The sequence below is a fragment of the Litchfieldia sinesaloumensis genome (assembly GCF_900156865.1).
Classification (GTDB): Bacteria; Bacillota; Bacilli; order Bacillales; family Bacillaceae_L; genus Ferdinandcohnia; species Ferdinandcohnia sinesaloumensis.
In genome coordinates, this window is sequence record NZ_LT732529.1 from 4,527,851 (window position 1) to 4,551,291 (window position 23,441).

Annotated in this window: 22 protein-coding genes and 1 rRNA gene; 19 read left to right on the forward strand and 4 right to left on the reverse strand. The window is 36.6% G+C overall.

The genetic code is table 11. The features are described from left to right. Nucleotides 1–17 precede the first annotated feature (17 nt). Nucleotides 18–1,769 carry an ABC transporter ATP-binding protein gene (locus CZ490_RS22000; RefSeq protein WP_077620867.1) on the forward strand — a complete coding sequence of 584 codons (1,752 nt, stop codon included), beginning with the start codon at nt 18–20 and terminating at the stop codon, nt 1,767–1,769. Nucleotides 1,770–2,098: 329 nt separating this feature from the next. On the opposite strand, the gene CZ490_RS22005 is transcribed toward CZ490_RS22000, so the two are convergent. Further along, entirely contained in the window at nt 2,099–3,688 is a 1,590-nt protein-coding gene (locus CZ490_RS22005) for a glutathione ABC transporter substrate-binding protein (RefSeq protein WP_077620868.1), read from the reverse strand. A gap of 347 nt (nt 3,689–4,035) precedes the next feature. On the opposite strand from CZ490_RS22005, the gene nikC reads away from it, so the two are divergent. The 4 genes from nikC to CZ490_RS22025 are packed head-to-tail and all read left to right on the forward strand — an operon-like array spanning nt 4,036 to nt 7,947. Beyond that, a complete protein-coding gene (nikC, locus tag CZ490_RS22010) occupies nt 4,036–4,932 on the forward strand; it encodes a nickel transporter permease (protein WP_077620869.1) in 897 nt (298 codons plus the stop codon). A 17-nt stretch (nt 4,933–4,949) separates the two neighbouring features. Further along, a complete protein-coding gene (locus CZ490_RS22015; protein WP_077620870.1) occupies nt 4,950–5,873 on the forward strand; it encodes an ABC transporter permease in 924 nt (307 codons plus the stop codon). A 38-nt stretch (nt 5,874–5,911) separates the two neighbouring features. Beyond that, nucleotides 5,912–6,934, forward strand: coding sequence for an ABC transporter ATP-binding protein (locus CZ490_RS22020; RefSeq protein ID WP_077620871.1), 1,023 nt, complete (start codon nt 5,912–5,914; stop codon nt 6,932–6,934). Next, nucleotides 6,931–7,947 (forward strand): ABC transporter ATP-binding protein, encoded by a 1,017-nt coding sequence (locus tag CZ490_RS22025; RefSeq protein WP_077620872.1) that lies wholly within the window; start codon nt 6,931–6,933, stop codon nt 7,945–7,947. Before CZ490_RS22020 ends, CZ490_RS22025 begins: the two co-directional genes overlap by 4 nt. A 55-nt stretch (nt 7,948–8,002) precedes the next feature. On the opposite strand, the gene CZ490_RS22030 is transcribed toward CZ490_RS22025, so the two are convergent. After that, a complete protein-coding gene (locus CZ490_RS22030; protein WP_077620873.1) occupies nt 8,003–9,079 on the reverse strand; it encodes an FUSC family protein in 1,077 nt (358 codons plus the stop codon). A 268-nt stretch (nt 9,080–9,347) separates the two neighbouring features. After that, the gene (locus tag CZ490_RS22035; protein ID WP_077620874.1) at nt 9,348–10,643 is read right to left on the reverse strand and encodes a glutamate-1-semialdehyde 2,1-aminomutase; all 1,296 of its coding nucleotides are present in this window, start codon (nt 10,641–10,643) and stop codon (nt 9,348–9,350) included. 164 nt (nt 10,644–10,807) lie between these two features. Here CZ490_RS22035 and bcp point away from each other — a divergent pair, with 164 nt between their 5' ends. The 12 genes from bcp to perR all read left to right on the forward strand — a co-directional run bounded on the left by bcp (nt 10,808) and on the right by perR (nt 21,648). Then, nucleotides 10,808–11,278 (forward strand): thioredoxin-dependent thiol peroxidase, encoded by a 471-nt coding sequence (gene bcp, locus CZ490_RS22040; protein WP_077620875.1) that lies wholly within the window; start codon nt 10,808–10,810, stop codon nt 11,276–11,278. Between the two features lie 257 nt (nt 11,279–11,535). Then, nucleotides 11,536–12,489 (forward strand): ABC transporter permease, encoded by a 954-nt coding sequence (locus tag CZ490_RS22045; protein WP_077620876.1) that lies wholly within the window; start codon nt 11,536–11,538, stop codon nt 12,487–12,489. Continuing rightward, on the forward strand, nt 12,479–13,432 hold the full coding sequence (locus CZ490_RS22050; protein WP_077620877.1) for an iron chelate uptake ABC transporter family permease subunit: 954 nt from the start codon (nt 12,479–12,481) through the stop codon (nt 13,430–13,432). The genes CZ490_RS22045 and CZ490_RS22050 overlap by 11 nt, the downstream gene beginning before the upstream one ends. Then, the gene (locus CZ490_RS22055) at nt 13,429–14,196 is read left to right on the forward strand and encodes an iron ABC transporter ATP-binding protein (protein WP_077620878.1); all 768 of its coding nucleotides are present in this window, start codon (nt 13,429–13,431) and stop codon (nt 14,194–14,196) included. Before CZ490_RS22050 ends, CZ490_RS22055 begins: the two co-directional genes overlap by 4 nt. 186 nt (nt 14,197–14,382) lie before the next feature. Further along, nucleotides 14,383–15,405 (forward strand): siderophore ABC transporter substrate-binding protein, encoded by a 1,023-nt coding sequence (locus CZ490_RS22060; RefSeq protein ID WP_077620879.1) that lies wholly within the window; start codon nt 14,383–14,385, stop codon nt 15,403–15,405. Between the two features lie 391 nt (nt 15,406–15,796). Beyond that, nucleotides 15,797–16,507 (forward strand): response regulator transcription factor, encoded by a 711-nt coding sequence (locus CZ490_RS22065; RefSeq protein WP_077620880.1) that lies wholly within the window; start codon nt 15,797–15,799, stop codon nt 16,505–16,507. A gap of 25 nt (nt 16,508–16,532) precedes the next feature. Continuing rightward, complete coding sequence (locus CZ490_RS22070) at nt 16,533–17,756, forward strand: sensor histidine kinase (RefSeq protein ID WP_077620881.1); 1,224 nt, start codon at nt 16,533–16,535, stop codon at nt 17,754–17,756. A 138-nt stretch (nt 17,757–17,894) separates the two neighbouring features. Beyond that, nucleotides 17,895–18,614, forward strand: coding sequence for an ABC transporter ATP-binding protein (locus CZ490_RS22075; RefSeq protein ID WP_077620882.1), 720 nt, complete (start codon nt 17,895–17,897; stop codon nt 18,612–18,614). A 16-nt stretch (nt 18,615–18,630) separates the two neighbouring features. Continuing rightward, nucleotides 18,631–19,371: an ABC transporter permease gene (locus CZ490_RS22080; RefSeq protein WP_077620883.1), complete on the forward strand. Its 741-nt coding sequence runs from the start codon at nt 18,631–18,633 to the stop codon at nt 19,369–19,371. Between the two features lie 192 nt (nt 19,372–19,563). Further along, a complete protein-coding gene (locus tag CZ490_RS22085) occupies nt 19,564–20,520 on the forward strand; it encodes a D-2-hydroxyacid dehydrogenase (RefSeq protein WP_077620884.1) in 957 nt (318 codons plus the stop codon). Between the two features lies 1 nt (nt 20,521). After that, a complete protein-coding gene (locus CZ490_RS22090) occupies nt 20,522–21,070 on the forward strand; it encodes a cob(I)yrinic acid a,c-diamide adenosyltransferase (RefSeq protein ID WP_077620885.1) in 549 nt (182 codons plus the stop codon). A gap of 134 nt (nt 21,071–21,204) precedes the next feature. After that, on the forward strand, nt 21,205–21,648 hold the full coding sequence (perR, locus tag CZ490_RS22095) for a peroxide-responsive transcriptional repressor PerR (RefSeq protein WP_077620886.1): 444 nt from the start codon (nt 21,205–21,207) through the stop codon (nt 21,646–21,648). A 22-nt stretch (nt 21,649–21,670) separates the two neighbouring features. On the opposite strand, the gene CZ490_RS22100 is transcribed toward perR, so the two are convergent. Then, the gene (locus CZ490_RS22100; RefSeq protein ID WP_077620887.1) at nt 21,671–22,039 is read right to left on the reverse strand and encodes a YgzB family protein; all 369 of its coding nucleotides are present in this window, start codon (nt 22,037–22,039) and stop codon (nt 21,671–21,673) included. A 142-nt stretch (nt 22,040–22,181) separates the two neighbouring features. Here CZ490_RS22100 and CZ490_RS22105 point away from each other — a divergent pair, with 142 nt between their 5' ends. Together CZ490_RS22105 and CZ490_RS22110 are read left to right on the forward strand one after the other, a co-directional pair. Next, the gene (locus tag CZ490_RS22105; protein WP_077620888.1) at nt 22,182–23,051 is read left to right on the forward strand and encodes a nucleotidyltransferase-like protein; all 870 of its coding nucleotides are present in this window, start codon (nt 22,182–22,184) and stop codon (nt 23,049–23,051) included. Nucleotides 23,052–23,336: 285 nt separating this feature from the next. Beyond that, nucleotides 23,337–23,441 (forward strand): 16S ribosomal RNA (locus CZ490_RS22110); the annotation flags it as partial.

The following is a 23,441-nucleotide window of genomic DNA, read 5'->3' on the forward strand; positions in this document are numbered from 1 at the left end:
AAAGAAGGTAAATTAGTTTGGGGAGTACTAGACGTTATATGCAATTCGTGAAACCGTACCGGTTTCAAATCTTTATTACCATTCTGATTGGTATTATTAAATTTTCGATTCCAATGCTGACTCCTTTACTACTGAAGTATGTATTGGATGATGTGATTGCTGCTGAAATAACACAAGATGAAAAACTATCAAAACTTTTCTTTGCAATGGGAATCATGTTTTTTATCTTTCTTGTATTACGCCCACCTGTTGAATATTATCGTCAATACTATGCGCAATGGGTTGGTAGTAAAATACTATATGATATTCGTGACCAGCTTTTTGATCATATTCAAAAGTTGAGTCTTAAGTTTTATGCCAATACTAGAGCGGGGGAAGTTATATCAAGAGTCATCCATGATGTAGAGCAGACAAAGACTTTTGTAATTACAGGGTTAATGAATTTATGGTTAGATCTTTTTACTATCTTTATCGCAATCGCTATTATGTTAACCCTTGATGTGAAACTAACGATTGTATCCATTATTTTGTTTCCACTTTATGGTCTATCGATTAAGTACTTTTATGGTCGACTTCGCCATCTTACAAGAGCACGATCTCAGGCACTGGCAGAGGTGCAAGGCTACCTTCATGAACGTGTACAAGGAATTCCAGTTATTCGTAGCTTCGCAATCGAAAATCATGAGCAAAAGCTGTTTGATAAACAAAACAGTAACTTCTTACAAAAAGCGTTAGATCATACAAGTTGGAATGCCAAAACGTTTGCTGTTGTAAACACGATAACCGATCTTGCTCCGTTACTTGTGATTGGTTATGCCGGTTATCAGGTTATTCAAGGAGACTTAACAGTAGGTTCTTTAGTAGCCTTTGTTGCTTATATTGATCGACTCTATAATCCATTAAGACGACTTGTAAACTCTTCAACAACATTAACACAGGCACTAGCGTCAATGGATCGGGTGTTTGAATTTATAGATGAGAAATATGATATCACGGATCAGCCAAATGCAGTTGAATGTAAGAATGTGTCTGGTAAGGTGAACTTTGAAAATGTCTCGTTTTCTTACGGAGAGCCTGATGATGACCAAGTTGTATTAAAGAATATAAATCTCAATATAGAAAAAGGGGAAACCGTTGCTTTAGTTGGAATGAGTGGTGGTGGAAAGTCTACATTGGTCAGCCTAATACCGAGATTTTATGATGTAACAGAAGGTAGAATTTTACTTGATGGAACCGATATTCGATCTTTAAAGGTTAGAACACTCCGTGATAAAATCGGTATGGTGCTTCAGGATACTTTCTTATTCAGCGAATCGGTTAAGCATAATATTCTTCTTGGAAAGCCTGGAGCTACTGATGAAGAAATTATTGAGGCAGCAAAAGCTGCAAATGCCCATGAGTTTATCGAAAATCTCCCACAGGGTTATGATACAAAAGTAGGAGAAAGAGGCGTGAAACTGTCAGGAGGTCAAAAACAGCGTATTGCAATTGCCCGTGTATTTTTAAAAAATCCTCCGCTATTAATATGGGATGAAGCTACTTCAGCATTGGATCTTGAAAGCGAACATTTGATACAAGAATCTCTTGAAGAACTAGCTAAAAATCGTACTACATTTATCGTGGCACACCGCTTATCAACGATTACACATGCAGATAAAATTGTATTAATAGAACACGGTGAAATAGTCGAAGTAGGAACACATGCAGAGCTTATGAGTAAAAAGGGGAACTACTATAATCTATTTCAGGTTCAACAACTCGATGATTGATAGTCTGAGACACGGTTTGTAAAAACGTGTCTCAGACTGTTGAAAAACGCTCGCATACTTCGTTGCTTGCCTCTCTCGTCCGCTCATGAAGGTAACTTCTATTCGCGTCCAATCGGCTGCGCGCCTCGTCTGACAAACGTTTTCAAGTCAGTCTGGGGAATGTATGAATATAAAGATGTCAGTTGAAGAATTTGTGTAGACACGGTTTGTAAAACCGTGTCTATTTTTGTATTTCCGTGGAAATATTCGTTTGTAGAGTTCAAAGAAAAAAAAGGCATAAAAAAAGTACCCGCCTATCTAAATAGGGGGTACTTTAAAACCACTAATTATTATTTTGTGATTACTACGTTCTGGAAGAATGGAGTACCACTGAAGTTTACGAATAGTCCATCGATACCATTTAGACCGTGAACGAAGTCAGGGTGCTGTAGGTATACCATTGGCGCTTCTTCAACTAGAATTTCAGAAACTTCTTTATAAGCTTCATTACGTTTGTCTTGGTCAGATTCAGTACGAGCAAGGTCTAATAATTCATCTACTCTTTCGTTCTTATAGAAAGAACGGTTTCCTGGATCACCGAACATAGTTGAGTGGAATAGAGCATATAAACCGTAGTCTGCATCACCAGTAACTGTAGTCCATCCAAGGATAAATAATTCGTGTTCACCAGCAGCAGTTTTCTCTAAGAAAGTTCCCCACTCAATAATTTGAATGTCAACTTCAATACCAATTGGTGCTAAGTGAGCTTGAATTAATTCTGCAATATCAGCACGTTCTTTGTTACCTTCGTTTACAAATAGAGTTGTTTTGAAGCCATCAGCAAAACCTGCTTCAGCTAATAGTTTTTTAGCTTCATCAACATCATATGCTAGTGGTTCTAAATCTTGATAGTTTCCTACAACAGTTGGAGCTAATGGACCTACAGCTTCAAGTCCCTGCCCATCAAGGATACCGTCAACGATATCAGCTTTGTTAACTGCCATTGCAATTGCTTGACGAACCTTTAGGTTATCAAAAGGAGCTTTTTCCATATTGAATCCAAGATAGTCCATACGTGTTCCACGTACTCTATCAATCTCAATATCTGGCATTGCTTCAACACGTTTAACGTCTGAAGAACCAAGTAACATAACGTGTGCTTCACCTGTTTCTAACATTGCAACACGAGTTGCTTGTTCTGGTACGTTTTTAATTGTAAGTGTATCTACTTTCGCTTTCTCGCCCCAGTAATCTTCATTTTTAACAAACTTAATGTTGTCTCCACGGGACCAAGTTTCAAATTTAAAAGGACCTGTACCAACTGGTACTTCAGCTAGTAACGTAGTTCCAGCTTTATCTGCCTCAATTGCTGCAGGAGAAATAATTGAACCTGCATTATGTGCTAAATGAGCTGGAAGTGGAGCAAAAGGTGTTTCAGTTTTAATATGAACAGTATATGGATCTACTACCACAATTTCTGTAATCATGTTAAGGATAAATCCTTTTGGAGAAGCAAACTCTGGATCAATTAAGCGCTCAAGTGACGCTTTTACTGCATCTGCATTAAAGTCTGATCCATCATGGAATTTTACACCTTCACGAAGCTTAAACTCCCAAGTTGTTTCATCAATTGCACTAAACTCAGTAGCTAGTAAAGGTACTACACTACCGTCTTCAGCGTAATCTGTTAGACGTTCGTAGACTTGAGATGTTGCATTATTTGATGCTGTATCGTTTTGACCATGAGGGTCAAGTGTCGGTGCATCTGAACCTGTAACAAATACTAAATCTCCGCCTTCAGTAGCTTCAGCAGGAGCTTCAGTTTCAGGTTCCTTCTCATCATTATTGTCTTCGTTTGAAGAATTATCACTGCTACAAGCAGCAAGTGCTAATACTAATGATAGTAAAAGCATAAGAAATAGATTCTTTTTCATCTTCATTCTTATTCCCCCTCTTTTGGTTGTTTGTAAGCATACCCTACAATTGTTTATATTAATCAACAAATCTGAAATATGCAATAATATTTTTAAAAAAATATTTCAAACTGTAAAAATTGTAAATCCTTTTTAATATATATAAAAATTTTGAATATATATTCTTTAATATTTATTATGTAATTAAATAGTAGAGTAGTTGATTTTAGTGGTTTAATCCGTTAAATTACTAAATAGTGAAACTAAAAATAAAGTATTGTAACACTTGAAAATATTTTGATATGATAGAAAAAACTGCGAATATAAAAACTATATTAAAATATCAAATTTTTCACTGGAAGGATGAGAAAATTATGAGTTCACCACAGCTTCAACCTAATGGGGCTTTTGTAGAAGCAAATAAGACACGAACTACTCGTTGGTCTTCTTTCTTTAAAAAGCTAGCAAAGAATAAGGCAGCTATTGCTGGTGCTATTATTGTTTTATTATTTGTGATTCTCGCTGCTCTAGCACCACTGATTGCACCATATGATCCAAAGTTGCCTGATATGAGTAAAAAATTAGAGACTCCATCTGGGGAACACTGGCTTGGGACTGACGATAAGGGCCGCGATATATTAAGCAGACTATTATTTGGGGCAAGGATATCATTAATGGTTGGTATTTTATCGACAGTCTTAGGAGCATTCGTTGGAATTATTTTGGGAATTGTATCTGGATATTATGGTAGGTGGATAGATTCATTGATTATGAGAATCTGTGATGTTCTGCTAGCGTTTCCAGGGATATTATTAGCATTAGCTATTGTTAGTATACTAGGTTCAAGTACAACAAATGTTATCATCGCAGTTGCATTTTTTGCTGTTCCTACCTTCGCTAGAATAGTCAGAGGGTCAACATTAACCGTTAAGAAATTAGAATATATTGATGCTATCAGAGCAATGGGAGCAACAGATTTCAGAATCATTTTTAAACACATCTTTCCGAATATTGTCTCTCCGATAATTGTTCAAGCTACACTATATATAGCATCAGCAATTATTACGGCAAGTGCTCTATCTTTCTTAGGGATGGGGACTCAGCCACCTACACCAGAGTGGGGAACGATGTTAAGTGATGGTCGTTCGTATGTTTCTTATGCACCACATCTAACTCTATTCCCTGGTATTGCAATCTTATTAGTCGTAATCGGCTTCAACTTGTTTGGAGATGGGCTAAGAGATGCATTAGATCCAAAATCGAATAAATAAAAGGATGGTGATTAAAATTGTTAATATATACACTTAGAAGACTCATTCAGATTATACCGGTAATGATCGGTGTTACATTAGCGGTTTTCCTAATGATGCATCTAATCCCTGGTGACCCAGCAAGGATTATGGCAGGTGAGGCTGCTGACCCAGTGCAGGTCGAACAAATGCGTGAAAATTTAGGGTTAAACGATCCTTTATATGTTCAGTATTTTCGATATGTGGGTAATGCAATTCAAGGAGATTTAGGTACATCAATACGAACAAAACGTGATGTAGTAGATGAAATTTTTGATCAGCGTTTTGCAATCACAGTACAACTTGCTGTTATTGGAACAGCACTTTCAGTTCTGTTAGGGTTAGTAGCTGGTATCATCTCAGCTACAAGAAAATATTCATTTATAGATGTTTCGGTAATGATAGCCGCATTATTCGGATTATCGATGCCAAACTTCTGGTTAGGAATCATGTTAATTTATCTATTTGCAGTAAATATGGGTGTGCTACCAGTTGCAGGATGGGGTACATGGCAACATATGATATTGCCGGCGATTACCTTAGGGACGGGCGGAGCCGCAATTATTGCGCGTATGACTCGTTCTAGCATGCTTGAAGTTATTAACCAAGATTATATTCGCACCGCTTATGCGAAGGGTGTAAGTGATAAATTAGTCATCTATAAACATGCTCTACGCAATGCCTTAATTCCTGTTGTAACCGTGGTAGGTTTACAGTTTGGTGGTTTATTAGGTGGAGCAATTGTAACTGAAACAGTATTCGCGATTAACGGATTAGGAAGACTCATTATTGATTCAATTCGTGCGCACGATTTTCCAATGGTACAAGGTACAATCCTTGTCTGTGCAGTACTTTTCGTAATGGTTAACTTCTTAGTAGATATTACGTATCGTCTAATAAATAAACGTATTGACTTGAACTAATATAGGATGTTCAAAAAAAGGCAGGGACGGTGAAAACTATGACTATATCAAATACTGAAAAAATCCTTGAGGTAAAGGATTTACGTACATCATTCTTTACGGATGAAGGCGAAGTTAAAGCTGTAGATGGGGTTGATTTTTCAATTGAAAAAGGGAAATCAATCGGCATCGTAGGGGAATCAGGATCAGGAAAAAGTATCACCTCTTTATCCATTCTCCGTCTTTTACAAGAGCCTGTTGGTAAAATAGTCGGTGGAGAGATTGTGTTTAAGGGAGAAAACCTATTAAACAAATCCAAAAAAGAAATGATGGGGATTCGTGGAAATAATATCTCGATGATTTTCCAAGAACCAATGACTTCTTTAAATCCGACATTAACGTGTGGTGAACAAATTGCTGAATCAGTTCGGATTCATCAAAAGTTAAATAAGAAAAAGGCATGGGAAAAGGCAGTGGAAATGCTCACATTAGTTGGGATTCCTTCGCCTGAAAAACGTGCACATCAATATCCATTTGAACTATCAGGTGGGATGAGACAACGTGTAATGATTGCGATTGCTCTAGCTTGTAATCCTGAATTACTAATTGCAGATGAACCGACAACTGCATTGGACGTAACGATTCAAGCACAAATTCTCGAGTTAATTAAAAAATTACAAAGAGAGCTTGGTACATCGTTAATGATGATTACCCATGATCTTGGTGTTGTGGCTGAAATGTGTGACAAGGTAGCTGTTATGTATTGTGGTAAGGTCGTTGAATATGCAGATGTAAAAACGATTTTTACAGAACCAAAGCACCCATACACGGTTGGACTTCTTAATTCAATACCGAAGCATGATGAGGATATTGAAGGTGATCTAGCAGTAATCGAAGGTTCAGTTCCAAGTCCGTTTGAATTACCTAAGGGGTGTAGATTTGCTCCCCGTTGTCCTCATGCTAGAGAAATCTGCCATTCGCAGTTACCTACATTAGAGACGCAAGAAAATGGTGATCAGGTTCGTTGCTGGATGTATACAGAACGTTGGGAGAAACAAGAGGAAGTTGGTGTGCGGACATGAGTGAAAAGCCACTTTTAGAAGTAAAAAACCTTAAACAATATTTTCCAATAAAAGGTGGAGTATTTGGTCGAACGGTTAACCATGTTAAAGCTGTTGATGATATAAGCTTTTCCGTTTTTGAGGGAGAAACAGTCAGTATCGTAGGAGAATCTGGTTGTGGAAAATCAACGACTGGTAGGGCCATACTCAGATTGGATAATCCATATGCGGGAGAAGTTAGCTTTGAAGGAAACGATCTACTATCATTAAGTAAATCGGAAATGCGAAAGAAACGAAAAGACTTGCAAATTATCTTTCAAGATCCATACGCTTCTTTGAATCCAAGACAAACGGTAAGTCAGATTCTCGAAGAGTCATTAGCTATTCAGAACGTTGTTCCTCGAAATGAGAGACGCCAAAAGATTAAGGAGTTACTTGAAACAGTAGGAATTGGTTCTCATCAGATAGATCGATATCCACATGAATTTAGTGGTGGTCAACGACAACGTATTGGTATCGCAAGGGCTTTATCAGTAAACCCTAAATTAATTATTTGTGATGAAGCTGTTTCTGCATTAGACGTGTCAATTCAGGCTCAGGTATTAAATTTATTAAAGGATTTACAACGTAAGTTCAACCTAACATACCTATTTATTTCGCATGATTTGGGTGTAGTTCGTCATATATCTGATAGAATTATCGTTATGTATCTTGGTAAAATTGTTGAAATTGGTGACAAAAAATCACTTTTTGAAAATCCGCAGCATCCATATACACGTGCACTATTATCAGCTATCCCAAGTACGAATGTAGTTGAAGAAAAAAGAGAGAGAATTATCTTAAAAGGGGATGTTCCTTCTCCAATTGACCCTCCAACTGGTTGTCGCTTCCACACACGTTGTCCGTATGCAATGGACCGTTGTAAAACGGAAGAACCAAAGCTTCATAGTGTACATGGAGATGAGTATAAAGTTGCATGTCATCTTGTAGAAGATGGGGTTGTAAATTATAAGGAACTTCAAACCATCTATTAAGAGTTAAAAAACCAAATTAAAAAAGGTGCCAACCGCATAAAGTTGGCACCTTTTTCTATCCTTTATCCATTTCCTCAACAATTATTTCGTTATGAAAGTTTTGAAAGCTGTCTACTAAGGTATCCAATCTTTCAAGCTGATCGGAATACTCAAGGATAGATGAAACAAGAGTCATGAGATGATACCAACTTTCTTGATTTTCATCATCCATCGGTTGCTGATTTTCTAAAAATGTATCAATTACCTTTTTACGATCAAATGCAAAATCAAGCTTTAATTCATCAGGTGCTTGAATCTTTACCTTCCCAACAAATTTTAAAAGAATCTGTTCATGGAAATGGATGAGATCGTCAATTTCTTTCACAAATAATTGTTGAGAAGGAATCGGCATATCTTGAAGCTCGTTTTCATGCCTGTGTAATTTTCTTAGCATATCCAATGCACGATTTGTACAAGTAATCATTTGTCTAAATAAGACAAGCTTACGAGACTTTTCATACTCCACCTTTTTAAAATAATTCCTTTCTTCTTTATAAAGAAGAAAGAGTTGGTCAATTTGAATGATGTTTTCCTTGATTTTTTCAATGTCATCTTTAAGTGTATTGTATTCGGATGCATGACGTGTACTTACCCGCACCCATTTAAAGATTTCCTCACATTGTTCTACAATCCGATCGTATAATTTCTTCTCATATTTAGGAGGAAGAAAGACAAGGTTAACCACAAAAGCGGACAATATACCTAGAAGAATTGCCAGAAATCGAAGACTAGCAAACTCTATAAATTGTTCACTAGGGCTTTCCATGATAGCTATTACCGTTACAATTGCTACTGGAATGTTTTTTTCCATTTTAAACTTAAGTGTAATCGCAATTACAAGAACAACGGTAAGTCCAATAATGAAGGCATTATTACCAAAGTACATTCCGAATAAGACGGCAAAGATAGCCCCGATTAAATTTGCTTGTATCTGTTCAATTACTGTTAAATAGGACCGGTAAATGGATGGTTGTATCGCAAATACCGCTGAAATTCCGGCGAAAACCGGTGAAGGTAGTTCCAATAGTTTTGCAAGCATTAAAGCTAGTGTAATGGCAATTCCCGTTTTTAAGATGCGGGCACCAAATGTCATTTTTTACGTTTCCTTTCTATAAAAAAGCTAGTTTTCTTAGCGTTAGCTTTTTTTCCATAATCTAAACCAATACAGTATCATACATTGATTTTATGTTTATCGCAAGGGAAACATGTCCCGAGTTGGGTGCCTATTATACGGATTAGGTTTTAGTTGAATATTCGAAAAATATAATAGGTTTTTATGCCTATAATTGAGAATAAAATGTCATAAGAATCTAGATTCGAAGTAAAAAAACCTGCCAGTTTCGGCAGGTTTGCAATTTATATTATTCAAAATGTAAATTTTTAAACGCATATTCGACTGCTTCAAGTGTCTCCACAATATCTTCTTCAGTATGTGCGATAGTGAGGAACCAAGCTTCATATTTTGAAGGTGCAAGGTTAATCCCTTGGCTGAGCATCAATTTGAAGAATCGACCAAACATTTCACCGTCTGTATTCTCAGCCTGCTCATAGTTTTCAACTTTTTCTTCCGTGAAGAAGATTGTTAATGCACCTTTTAGTCGATTAATTGTAATTGGAACATTGTAGTTTCTAGCATGCTGTAGTATTCCATCTTCAAGAATTGCACCCAGACGGTCCAATTTGTCATATAATCCTTCTTCTTGTAGTACTTCCAAACAAGCAATACCTGAGAGCATGGAAGCTGGATTTCCGGCCATTGTTCCTGCTTGATAGGCTGGACCTAGCGGAGCAACCTGTTCCATAATTTCTTTTTTACCGCCATATGCTCCGATTGGGAGTCCACCACCGATAATTTTTCCAAGAGCAGTTAGATCTGGTGTGATCCCTAATAGGTTTTGAGCACCACCATACATAAAACGGAAAGCTGTTATCACTTCATCAAAAATGACAAGTGCGCCTGCCTCATGAGAAAGGTCAAGTACCTGTTCTAAGAAGCCTTCATTTGGTTCGACGATTCCAAAGTTCCCAACGATTGGCTCAACGAGAACTCCAGCGATTTCAGTGCCCCATTTTGCAAGTGCCTCTTTGAAAGGCTCAATATCATTAAAAGGAACGGTAATTACTTCTTGAGCAATACTCTTTGGAACACCTGCAGAATCAGGGGTACCCAATGTAGAAGGGCCAGAACCTGCAGCTACAAGCACAAGGTCTGAATGTCCATGATAACACCCAGCAAATTTAATGATTTTTGTTCGATTTGTATAGGCTCTTGCTACACGGATGGTTGTCATAACGGCTTCAGTACCTGAATTTACAAAGCGGACCTTGTCCATTCCAGGAATTGCTTCCTTCAGCATTTTTGCAAATTTCACTTCATGTTGTGTTGGTGTCCCGTATAAGACACCAGTTTCTGCTGCTTTTGTGATCGCTTTGGTAATATGAGGATGAGCATGGCCAGTAATATTTGGGCCATATGCTGCAAGATAATCTATGTATTTATTTCCATCTACGTCCCAAAAATAAGCACCCTGTGCGCGTTCCATTGCTACGGGGGCACCGCCTCCAACGGCTTTGTATGAACGTGACGGACTATTTACGCCACCTACGATATGCTCTAAAGCTTCATTATATAGATCTTCTGATTTTGAAAAATTCATTTATGTTGTTCCTCCTAGCATTTAAATCAACTATTCTATTTTAGCATGAAAGCCTATAAAGGGAAAAAACATCGATGAAATATATGTGTCAAGGACGCTTCATTTGTATAACGCGAGAAAGTTTTGTACCATTTAATTAATAGCAAAATAATGGAGGTAAGAAAATGACGATTGAGATTGGACAAAATGCGCCAGACTTTACTGCAACAGCAAGCAACGGAGAATCTGTTTCTTTATCTGATTTTAAAGGAAAGAATATCGTATTGTATTTTTATCCGAAAGATATGACACCAGGATGTACAACGGAGGCTTGTGATTTCAGAGATGCACATGAGAGCTTTAGTGGCCTAGATACTGTAATCCTAGGTGTGAGCACAGATTCACTTGAACGCCACAAAAAGTTTATCGATAAATACGATCTTCCATTTCAATTATTGGTAGATGAAGAGCATGAGCTAGCAGAAAAATATGGGGTTTGGAAGCTTAAGAAGAACTTCGGCAAGGAATATATGGGGATTGAGCGCTCAACCTTCTTAATTGATAAAGAAGGAAAGCTTGTGAAGGAATGGCGGAAAGTTTCAGTTAAAGGTCATGTAGAGGAAGCACTTGCTTACATTAAAGAAAATCTTCAATAAATCGCTGTTGAGTAACAGATAACTTGTGAAGTTTTTGTGAAGTAATAGAAAAAAACGCCTTATTTTATCCTAGTGTGTAGTTATGAACCTAGTAGGGACAATGGCTTAGAAATTTGACGGGTGGTAAATATGGAACCACCCGTTTTCCCTATTTGTAGGTTGATTTTAGACTTTTCTTTACTTATAATGAAGTTAATAGTAATGATAATCGTTTTCAACTATCGTTCTAAGAATATACAGGTTATGAGGATTGGCAAATGAGACTATGGATATTAATAATCGCTGCCATTGTTCTATCCTTCATATCGCTATTTATAGGAGCTATTAATATTACACCAATGGACCTACTTGATTGGGAGTCTGACGAGACTCAGATTTTTCTCATAAGTAGGGTGCCACGTTTAATGGCGATCATATTAGCGGGAGCAGGAATGAGTATTGCAGGGTTAATTATGCAAAGCTTAAGTAGAAATAAATTTGTATCCCCAACAACTGCAGGTACATTAGATGCTGCGAAACTTGGGATTTTAATTTCAATGCTGTTCTTTACAAACGTAACGTATACACAGCAAATCATTTTTAGTTTTGCATTTGCTTTAGTGGGTACACTAATTTTTATGCAAATTTTAGACAAAATTAAGTTTAAAGATGTGATTTTCGTTCCTTTAATTGGTATTATGTATGGAAATATTTTATCTTCTATTGCGACGTTTTTCGCCTATGAGGCTGACCTTATTCAGAATATTTCATCATGGCTGATGGGGAGCTTCACATTAATAATTGCAGGAAGATACGAGCTTTTATATATAGCTGTTCCTACAATTATCCTAGCGTATCTTTTCGCTAATAAATTTACTGTTGCTGGCATGGGTGAGGATTTTGCAAAGAACCTAGGGTTAAGCTATAAGGTTGTTCTAAATATAGGTCTCATTCTAGTGGCTATTATTTCAACTACTGTTGTTCTAACGGTTGGAGTCATTCCATTTTTAGGATTAATTGTACCGAATATCGTTTCGCTTTATTTAGGTGATAATTTACGGAAAACAATTCCACATACAGCAGCATTAGGTGTTGTGTTTCTACTAATCTGCGATATTTTAGGTAGAATTATAGTTCATCCTTATGAGATTCCAGTCAATGTGACTGTTGCAGTTATCGGCAGTGCGATCTTCTTAATTATGTTATTTAGGGGGAGAGCATATGCGAAATAGTACAAAGTTAATCATCCTAGCAGTTATTGCCATTGTCTGTATTTTATTGTATGGCTTTTATGATTTAAAAGGCGGTTTCGATTATGCCTTTCCTAAACGAATGATCCGCGTTTCAGCAATGGTTGTAACAGGTATTGCAATTGCCTATTCGACTGTCGTATTCCAGACAATTACACAAAACCGAATTTTAACACCTTCCGTTATGGGGCTTGACTCCATGTACGAAGTAGTTCAAACACTGATTTATTTCTTTGCTGGCTCCATGTCTATCTGGGTGTTAAATAAGTATTTAAATTTTGGTGCTGCAATTGCAGCAATGGTCATATTTGCACTTATTTTGTACCGGTTTCTTTTTAAATCTGATAAACATCCAATTTATTTGCTTCTATTAATAGGGATGATTATCGGAACATTATTGGGAAGTCTTGTGACATTCTTGCAGGTTATGATAGACCCAGTTGAATACCTTGCTTTACAAAATCGTTTATTTGCAACTTTCTCAAACGTAAAAGCGGAGTTGTTATATATAGCGATTGGAATTTTACTCATGGCCTTTATCTATGGTTATACAATCATGGGTAAATTAGATGTTATGTCTCTTGGTCGTGAAAATGCAATGAACTTAGGTGTCAATTATGACAAGATGGTCATGAATATATTAATTCTATCTTCTGTGCTAATTGCTACAGCCACTGCATTAGTTGGCCCGATTACATTTTTTGGGTTAATTGTAGCAAATCTAGCGTATCAGTTTTTAGTCACATATAAACACTCAATTTTGATACTAGGTGCAAGCTTAATGAGTGTCATTGCACTCGTCGGTGGACAGTTCCTAGTTGAACATATTTTTGAACTTCGTACTACATTAAGTGTCATTATTAACTTTATTGGTGGTATTTACTTTATCTTCTTACTATTAAAAGAAAGTAGGTCTGCATCATGATTGAAATCAAAGGATTATCCAAGTATTTTGGAAAAAAGCCAGTTGTTGAAGATGTTTCAATAACGATTGAACCCGGTACAATTACATCGTTTATCGGGCCGAACGGTGCTGGTAAGTCCACGCTTCTTTCGATGGTAAGTCGCTTATTAGATTCAGATACTGGCGAAGTTCTACTAGATAAAAATGATGTGCAAAAATGGAAGTCCTCAGAGTTTGCAAAACGTGTTTCGATACTTAAGCAATCAAACTTCTTAAATGTGCGTTTATCGATCCGTGAATTAGTCTCATTTGGACGCTATCCATATTCAAAAGGACGTCTTACAGATGAAGATGAGAAATACGTCGATCAAGCTCTTGAGTATATGAACCTGGTTGACATACAGGATAAGTTTTTAGATGAATTATCAGGTGGACAAAGACAACGTGCTTTTATCGCTATGGTTATTGCACAGGATACAGATTATGTTTTACTTGATGAGCCTTTGAATAACTTGGACATGAAGCACTCTGTCCAAATTATGAAGATACTTCGAAAACTTGTGGATGAGCTTGGCAAGACTGTTGTCATCGTCTTACACGACATTAATTTTGCTTCCGTCTATTCTGATCGAATCGTAGCACTGAAAGATGGCAAGCTTGTTAAAAATGGACCAACACATGAAATCATTAATTCAGATGCATTACGGGAAATTTATGATATGGACATTCCTATCCAGGAACAAAATGGATGTCGTATTTGTGTTTATTTTAATTCACACGCATAACGATCTAGAGAATAAGTCTCTGGATCTTTTTTTATAATTTTTTAAAAACCGGGGAAAATATAAAAATATTTCTTCATTTCATATTGACGTAAGATTTATATGGCTCTATAATGAGAATTGTTATCAGTGATAATGATTCTCATTTTTAGTGAAAATACATAATGTCCAAAAGGAGAGGAAAGTTAAATGAGAAAGTGGAAATTAGCAGGTGCAGTTTTAGCACTAACCTTTGCTCTTACAGCATGTGGTAATGATGATGAGGCTACAAAAGAGAAGACAAACGAAACGGATGTAGCAGGGGAACAAGGAACTAATGAAGTAACTGGTCAGTACCCTATGACAATTTCTCCAACAATTGCTTCTACTGATACAGAAGAAGCGGGTACAGTAAATTTTGAAGATATAACGTTTGAATCGATGCCGGAAAAAATGGTTGTATTCGATTACGGCTTCCTAGATACATTGGATACACTAGGTGTTGAGGGAGTTGTTGGGGTTCCGCAAGATTCCAACTTACCATCAAACTTAGAAGAGTATGCAGGCGATGAGTATGTGAATGTTGGAACTCTAAAAGAACCGCTACTAGAAGATATCGCTGAAATTGGTCCAGATGCTATATTCATCTCTGGTCGTCAATCCCCTTTCTACGAAGAATTGAGTGAAATCGCTCCTGTAGTTTTCGTTGGCACTTCACAGGATGACTACTGGAATACATTCTTAAAATCTGTAGATGTTGCGGCTAAAATGTTTGATAAAGAAGCTGAAGCAGAAGAGCATATTGCAAAAATTGAGTCTTCTATCGAAGAAGTTAAGACTCTTGCGGGCAACTATGAAACAACGTTAGTGACTATGTACAATGAAGGTAAATTATCTGGTTTTGCAAGAAACTCTCGCTTTGCTTATATCTATGATATTTATGGATTTAAACCAGTAATTGATGATATTGCTGCTTCTTCTCATGGATCTAACTTTGGTTTTGAAGCTATTTTGGATATGGATCCAGAAGTATTGTTTGTAATCGACCGTACAGCAGCGGTAGGTGACCAATCTAATATTGCAAAGGACATGGAAAATAAAATCATTGAGAAAACGCAAGCTTATCAAAATAAACGAATTGTGTATTTAGACGGTGTATTGTGGTATATAAGTGGAGGCGGCTTGACCTCTGAGTTAGCGAAAATCGATGAAATTTTAGCTGAGTTAAAATAAAGATGAATTAGAAAGCTGTTCAGATAGTTAGGGGAAACCTGATAATCTGGGCAGCTTTTTTTGGACTTGAATCTGGTAGGTGATATGGACTATGTTCATCAAGAAAGTTCTAGAGGTACACTCATGACGGAAAAAGAGAAGAGCGTGTCCCGCAAGAAGAGTCTAGAGGTACATGCATGACGGAAAAAGAGAAGAGCGTGTCCCGCAAGAAGAGTCTAGAGGTACATGCATGAAGGATAAAAAGAAAAGCATGTTCTACAAAAAGGATAAAGTATAGCTGAGAATTAGGATTATGAATCCTTTTTATACGCAAAACTAACCTCTATAAAGAACTTTCTCCATCTGTTATACTACTGGTAAGAAACTGGAATTAGTGGGAGGGGGTATTCCGATGACTCGAACCATATTAATTGTTGACGATCAACCAGAGATCGTGGAGTTATTAAGCCTATATCTAGAAAAAGAGAATTATAGAATTCTAGAAGCTTTTGATGGGCATGAGGCGTTGGAAATTATTAATAAGGAAAAGCTGGATTTAATGCTGGTTGACTTAATGATGCCCAACATCAATGGGTACCAGCTTATCAAAAGGGTTAGACAGGAATTGGAAATCCCTATTATTATCATATCTGCTAAAAATGATGATAACGATAAGATATTAGGTCTTGGCCTTGGTGCGGATGATTTTATACCAAAACCATTCAATCCATTGGAAGTCATAGCAAGGGTGCAAGCACTTCTTAGAAGAAGTTATAACTATACTCAAACTACTGAGATAATGACTGAAAAAGGACAGATTAAGGTAGGAGAAATCGTTCTAGACGAAAGTTCCTTTTCGGTGATAAAAGGTAGTGTTGTAATATCCCTAACCAAAATCGAATATCGAATACTTGAACTCCTCATGGGTTCGCCGGGAAGGGTTTATACAAAACAACAAATCTTCGAAAGAGCTTGGGATGATTTTTATATGGGCGGTGAAGAGGACAATACAATTAATGTCCATATATCAAAATTAAGGGAAAAGCTCGAAGAAAACATGAAGAAGCCAATCTACATAAAAACGATCAGAGGCCTAGGCTATAAATTTGTAAAACAAAGTTAAATTATGAATCTACGAGGACAATTTAATGAAGAAACTGCTTTATCGGATTATCCCGGAAAAAGAAGGCGTTATTCCGTATGTATACATTGCGAACCTAGGTTTCCCACTCTATTTTTTATTTCAGGAATCAGGGGGGAGACTGCTATTAGGATTGTTTTTAATGGCTATTTTTATTGTCGCGTATCGACAAGTTTACTGGAGCCCGCAACATATACCAATGCTTATTCTTATTCAGATATCAATTATTCTACTATTCGGTTTCATGTATGATCCGTTGTATACTTTTATGATATTTATTAGTGTATACCAGTTGGTTCGACTGCCAATGCAGATGCTTTATGTTGTATGTGGACTATTCACTTTTTTTGGACTTGTACTCGGCTATCAGGTCATCCTCACCGAAGAATATTATACCCTTCTCAATTTAGGACCGCCCTTATTTGGTGGTGGAATCTTACCCTTTTTCATGAAGGGATCTATTAAGTATAAGGAAATGAGCGAAAATTTAAGGCGGACCGCAGAAGAATTAGAGAACAAAAATCGTGAAAAAACTCGACTAGAAGAAAGTAAAAAGCAAATGCTTGCTGATATTTCACATGATTTAAAAACGCCAATTACTACGATTCAAGGATATTCTAAGGCGTTGTATGAAGGTGTTGTGAAAGATGAAGAACAAACGAAAAAGTATTTAAAATACATTTATGATAAATCCATCCGGGTTACATCATTAATTGACGAACTTTTTATGTATTCAAAATTAGACAGTCCTAATGTTCCTATTCAAAGAGTTTATATTGATATTTGCGAATTTTACCGTGGTATCATCGCGGAGCATTATGATTTATTCGAAGAAAAAGAGATGTTGCTTGATATCGATATTCCAGATGAGAAAATGATGTACTCCTTTGACCAAAAACTTTTATACAGAGCAATATCGAATCTATTGCAAAACACGATAAAATATAACCCTGTGAACACAGAGATTTACCTTCAATTATATCAAAGGGAAGACCATCTAATTGTTGAAATAGGTGATGATGGTGTGGGTATCCATGAGGAACTTGCGCAATCGTTATTTGAACCTTTTGTAAGAGGGGATAAAAGTAGAGTGACTGACGGTGGTTCGGGTCTTGGACTCGCTATTACTAAAAAAATCATTGAGCTCCATAACGGGTGTATCAAAGTCGACACGTCACCAAAACGAGGAAAAACGAACTTTATAATCGTGCTCCCATTTGAAAAGGTATAGCAGCTGCTATGCCTTTTACTTTTTTATAGAAAAAATGAATTGTTAAGTAAGAAATAAGACTCACTTAAGATTCAGTTAAGGTTCGTTGACTAAGATAAAGATAACAAAACAAAAGGAAGTAAAAAGGAGGACCTTAACTTGAAACAAACGGTTATTGAACTTAACAATATAACAAAAAGCTATGGAGATGTGAAGGCTGTTGATGGGATTAGTTTAGAGGTTAAAAGAGGTGAAGTACTCGGAATTATCGGGGCTAACGGTGCTGGGAAATCAACAACATTAGAAATCATGATGGGCATTCGCAAAGCAGACGCGGGAACTGTCAATGTACTTGGAATGAATGTTGATGAAGCATCAAACCAAATTAAACAAAAAATTGGAATCCAACTTCAGCAAACAGCCTTATACGACCGAATTAAAGTTAAAGAGGCCTTGAGTTTATTTAGCTCGTACTATGAAAGTAAAAGAGATCTACAGGAGATTATTGATACTCTTGGACTTCAACCTTACCTTAATAAATATGTAAAAAATCTATCTGGTGGCTGGCAACAACGTACATCATTAGCCTTAGCGCTAGTAAACGACCCGGAAATCATTTTTCTTGATGAACCTACAACTGGGTTAGATCCACAAGCAAGGCGCGACCTCTGGTCCTGCATTAATCGGTATCGAGAAGAAGGTAAAACAATCATATTATCTACACATTACATGGATGAAGCCCAAAGAAATTGTGACCGAATTGCTATTATCAAAAAGGGAAAACTCGTTGCGTGTGATCAACCTCAGAACTTAATCGATGCTTATTTGCAAGGAGCAGGAACGATGGAAGATGTGTACTTAAAATACGCTGTTTCATAATTAGGAGGAAAGTTAAATGCAAACAATTATTACACATACACAAATGGAGTTAAAACTATTTTTTCGAGAAACATTAGCTTTATTGTTTACTTTTATTGTCCCAGCTGTCAGTTTTATTGTTTTCGGTTTTATGTTTGATTCAAACACATACAATGGGCTAAATTACTTTCAAGCATATATACCTAGCATGATTGCCATTATCATTTTTACTACCGCTTTTTTCTCGATGGGCCTACAAATCGTTATTGACCGAGAGAAGGGAGTGTACAAACGATTAAAAGGTACACCAATTAATCAAAATGCCATTTTCATAGCAACAATCATAAAAGGATTCATTGCCATTTACGTTGGTGCCATTGAAATCCTATTGATTGCAAAGTTTGGTTTCGGCTCACAACTAACGACACACCCTATTGAATTTCTAGTAGCTTTAACATTATGTGCAATCACGTTTTTCTCAATCGGTTTTATTGTTTCAAGTGTTACAAAGCGTATGCAAACAGCTTTAGGAATCGCAATGATTTCAATGTATCCAATGATGTTTTTGTCAGGAGCCACAATTCCTTTAGAAACGTATCCTGTATTTCTACAAAAAATCGCTGCCTTCGTGCCATTAACCTATGTTGTAAATGTCTTAAGGGATGGCTGGAACGGAACTCTCTTTACAACTGATGCGCTACTTGATATCGGAATACTAGTAGGAATATTAATGGTAGCAACCTTCATTGGTCTAAAAAATTTTAAATGGACTGACTAATAGTAAAGGGTGCCTATTTTTATAAGATAGTGTCAAACGTCTATACAATATCGTTATAACGGACGTATCTTATTAGTGTAGGGCATACCTCCTCAGATGTTAGCGTATTTTGTGCGAGAGAAATCTCGCACCTTTTTTTGTACTTCCACCTTTTAATGAAAGTTGTTACTATAGGTATAAGGAGGCGTAATAATGCGAATTTTATCTACATTCAAACCAATCGAAGAAGTAACAGAAAAGATGAAAAAGGCGTTTCCGGATGAAGACTTTATCTATTGCGAAGACATTGAAGAGGCACTGCCGGAACTACATAATACAGATATTTTATTAACATATGGGGAAGATTTAACATCAGAACATATTGAAATGGCAAAAAATCTTAAATGGATAATGGTAATATCAGCGGGACTAGAACTTATGCCGTTTAAAGCCATTAAAGAAAAAGGAATCCTTGTAACAAATGTAAGGGGAATACACAAAATCCCGATGGCCGAATACACATTTTCGATGTTGTTGCATGTTACAAAGAAAAATGAAAAAATCGTCGAGCAGCAAAAAAATAAAAGTTGGGACCGGCTAACCCATTTTCCGGTAAGTGAGTTACATGCGAAAACTATCGGAGTCTTAGGTGTTGGTGCAATCGGGGGAGAAATTGCCCGACTTGCTAAAGCATTCAACATGAAGGTTATCGGCCTAAACCGTAGTGGCCAAAAACATGAATTTATAGATGAAATGGTTCAGTTCGATGGACTTAACTACATTTGTGAGAATGCGGATTACCTTGTTTCTGTCCTTCCGAGTACAGATGAAACTAAATATATTTTAAACGACTCTCATTTTAACTTAATGAAAAAAGAAGCGATTTTTATTAATATTGGCCGAGGCGACTTAGTGAAAGAAGAGGTCATACTAAGGGCTGTTCAAAATAATAAGATCTCACATGCAGTTTTAGATGTATTTGAACAAGAACCCCTACCAAGTGACCATCCATTTTGGGCACTTGAAAATGTGACGGTAACTCCACATATCTCAAGTAAATCGAATTATTATCAACCACGATCATTTGAAATCTTTGAAAAAAACCTTCATATATTTATACAAGGTGGTAGTCATTTTATAAATAAAATTGATGTAGACCGGGGGTATTAACATGAAAATCTATACAAAAACAGGGGATAAAGGTACAACCTCATTAGTTTATGGTCAGAGGGTTTCAAAAAATGACTTACGTGTAGAAGCGTACGGAACATGCGATGAAGCCAATTCGATGATCGGATTAGGGTTAAGTCACTTACATGAGGCGGTATTCGAAGGAAAGGATGAAGTTGAGCAGGTCTTCAAAAGAGTTCAAACAACTCTATTCCACGTGGGTGCAGAATTAGCAACACCTGCCGGAAAAGAGGTAAAATGGAAAGTTTCTGAAGAGGATATCTCACTGTTAGAGGCCACTATTGATAAATGGGATGCAGGAATTCCCCCTCTTACAAACTTTGTTTTACCAGGTGGAAGTCAAGCGGGTGCTTCATTCCATGTTGCACGAACAATTGTGAGACGAGCTGAAAGAAAAGCTGTTTCAATCGGTGAACAAGTAAACCCACTTGTTAACTCGTACTTAAACCGACTATCAGATTTTCTTTTTGTCGCGGCTCGGTTTGTAAATCATAGGCTTGGGCAAGGTGAACCTACACTTCATCAGTGAATAGTAGAAGAAATAAGCGTATTTCGATGGAATAAGTCATATAGTAATGGTAGATATGTTGACAAAAACGGTCGGAGCGAGATACACTAATTATAAGGATTATAAAGTAATAATGTTTACTAGAAAAGAGGTGCATGGCGGTGTCAGAAAATCAGTTGAAAGAAGCGCTTGATACGTTGAAAGAAACCGGGGTACGAATCACTCCGCAACGTCATGCGATATTAGAGTATCTAATTAATTCAATGAGTCACCCGACTGCAGATGATATCTATAAAGCACTTGAAGGTAAGTTTCCAAACATGAGCGTCGCAACAGTGTACAATAATCTCCGTGTATTTCGAGAAGTTGGCTTGGTAAAGGAATTACCATATGGTGATTCATCAAGTCGTTTTGATTTTATTACAACTCAGCATTATCATGTCATTTGTGAAGAATGTGGTAAAATTGTGGACTTCCACTACCCGGGTCTAGATGAAGTGGAAGCATTAGCAGCACATGTAACGGGCTTTAAAGTAAGTCATCATAGAATGGAAATCTACGGCTCATGTCAAGATTGTCAAAAGAATTCAGCACATTAAAAAAGCTGACAAGTTAAACTTGTCAGCTTTTTTCTATCTTATTATATCTCTTACTGTTGTATTTCTCATCGAACTCTTTTCCGTCAAGTTCCGGATCGAGTGTTAATGGTTCTTTACAATACATACAAACATCAACACGTCCTAGCATCTTTGTCTGTTTTTCACATGAAGGACATGTTACTTGAATGGTTCGAGTAGAAAGTAAACCAATCCAGAAATAAACAACTGTACTTGCTAAAATAAAAACCAAACCGAGAATCATAAAAATAGTCATTACAATAACATTCTCTCTAAAGAAGATGCCACCGTACATAACAATAAATCCAGCAAAAATTAAACCAAGAGCAAAAGAACGGATTTTATTAATTTTACTTGAATATTTTACACCCATTTTTCATACAACCTCCTTCATATACTATACAATATAAAAAAGAAAGATAAAAATAAAAAAAAGATTCTGCCCAAAAAGAGCAGGGTTTTATTTTTTAAGCGTCGAAATATATACCCAATGGATTTGAATGGAGGAAATCAAAATGGAAGATTTACTTCGACCCCTTTACCAAGAGAGAGCCAGCCAGCCCAATACTCTAGGGATCATTTTTGTAGAAAAGGGTAAGGCTACTTTTTCAAATGTTGATTACTTTGATATCGCCTTACTTGTAATTGTTAAAGAGGCTGATAGGAATGTGTTCATCAAGCATTATAACTATGACAACAAAAAAGCTTCTTTATATACTGTGAAAGAAAGTCAACTAAAGGATTGGTTATTTTTTGGAACGAACCGAAAAATAGTGGATTGGATACTGAACGGTAAAGTCTTATATGACCGTAATGAATACATAATTAATTTTCGAGATAAACTACATGAATTTCCTACAGAGGTAAGGCAAATCAAAATGGGTATCGAATTTGCAAAACTAATTCGGCGCTACCAGGATGGGAAGGCCTTTTTTAATGCAAAGCAACACCTTGACGCATACAACTATGTCATTCATGCACTACATCACTTAGCTAGACTAGCTATCATAGAAAATGGCTTTCATCCGGAAGTCACAGTTTGGAATCAAGTAAAACAAATCGATCCTCAAATTTATAAATTATATATCGAACTTCTAGAGAGTGAGGAATCATTGGAAAAACGATTGGAACTCCTGTTCCTAGCAAGCGAATTTCTTATCCATTCAAGAGCTAAACGTGGTGCTAGTCATATTCTAAATGTATTATCTAGAAGGGATGAAGCTTGGACATTTGGCGAAATAATGGAACTCCCTGAACTTAATGTATATTCAGTGGATCTTGAGGTATATTTAGAATTCCTTGTAGAAAAACATTTAATAAATGTAGAAATGCTTGAAACAAAAGGAAAAGGAATTTTCCATAGAACATATCATGTAAATGGGTAAATCTCAGAACTCCTCCATATACTTTGAGGAGTTTTTATTATTTTAATAAAATATTTGATTTTATGTTGACGGATAATAATCCGCCGTGTTATATTAGATTTCGCCGCTTAAGAAACACAGAGCAGCGAAAAAGTTCTAAAAAAATATTATTGACATTAATATATCACCATGATATATTAATAAAGTCGCTTCTGAGCGACGAGTTAAAAAAGTTCTTTGAAAACTGAACACAATACAAGCGTCAACGTTTTAATTTTGGTAACAATTATTGAGCAATCAATACTCTTATTGGAGAGTTTGATCCTGGCTCAGGATGAACGCTGGCGGCGTGCCTAATACATGCAAGTCGAGCGAACTTTTGGGAGCTTGCTCCCAAAAGTTAGCGGCGGA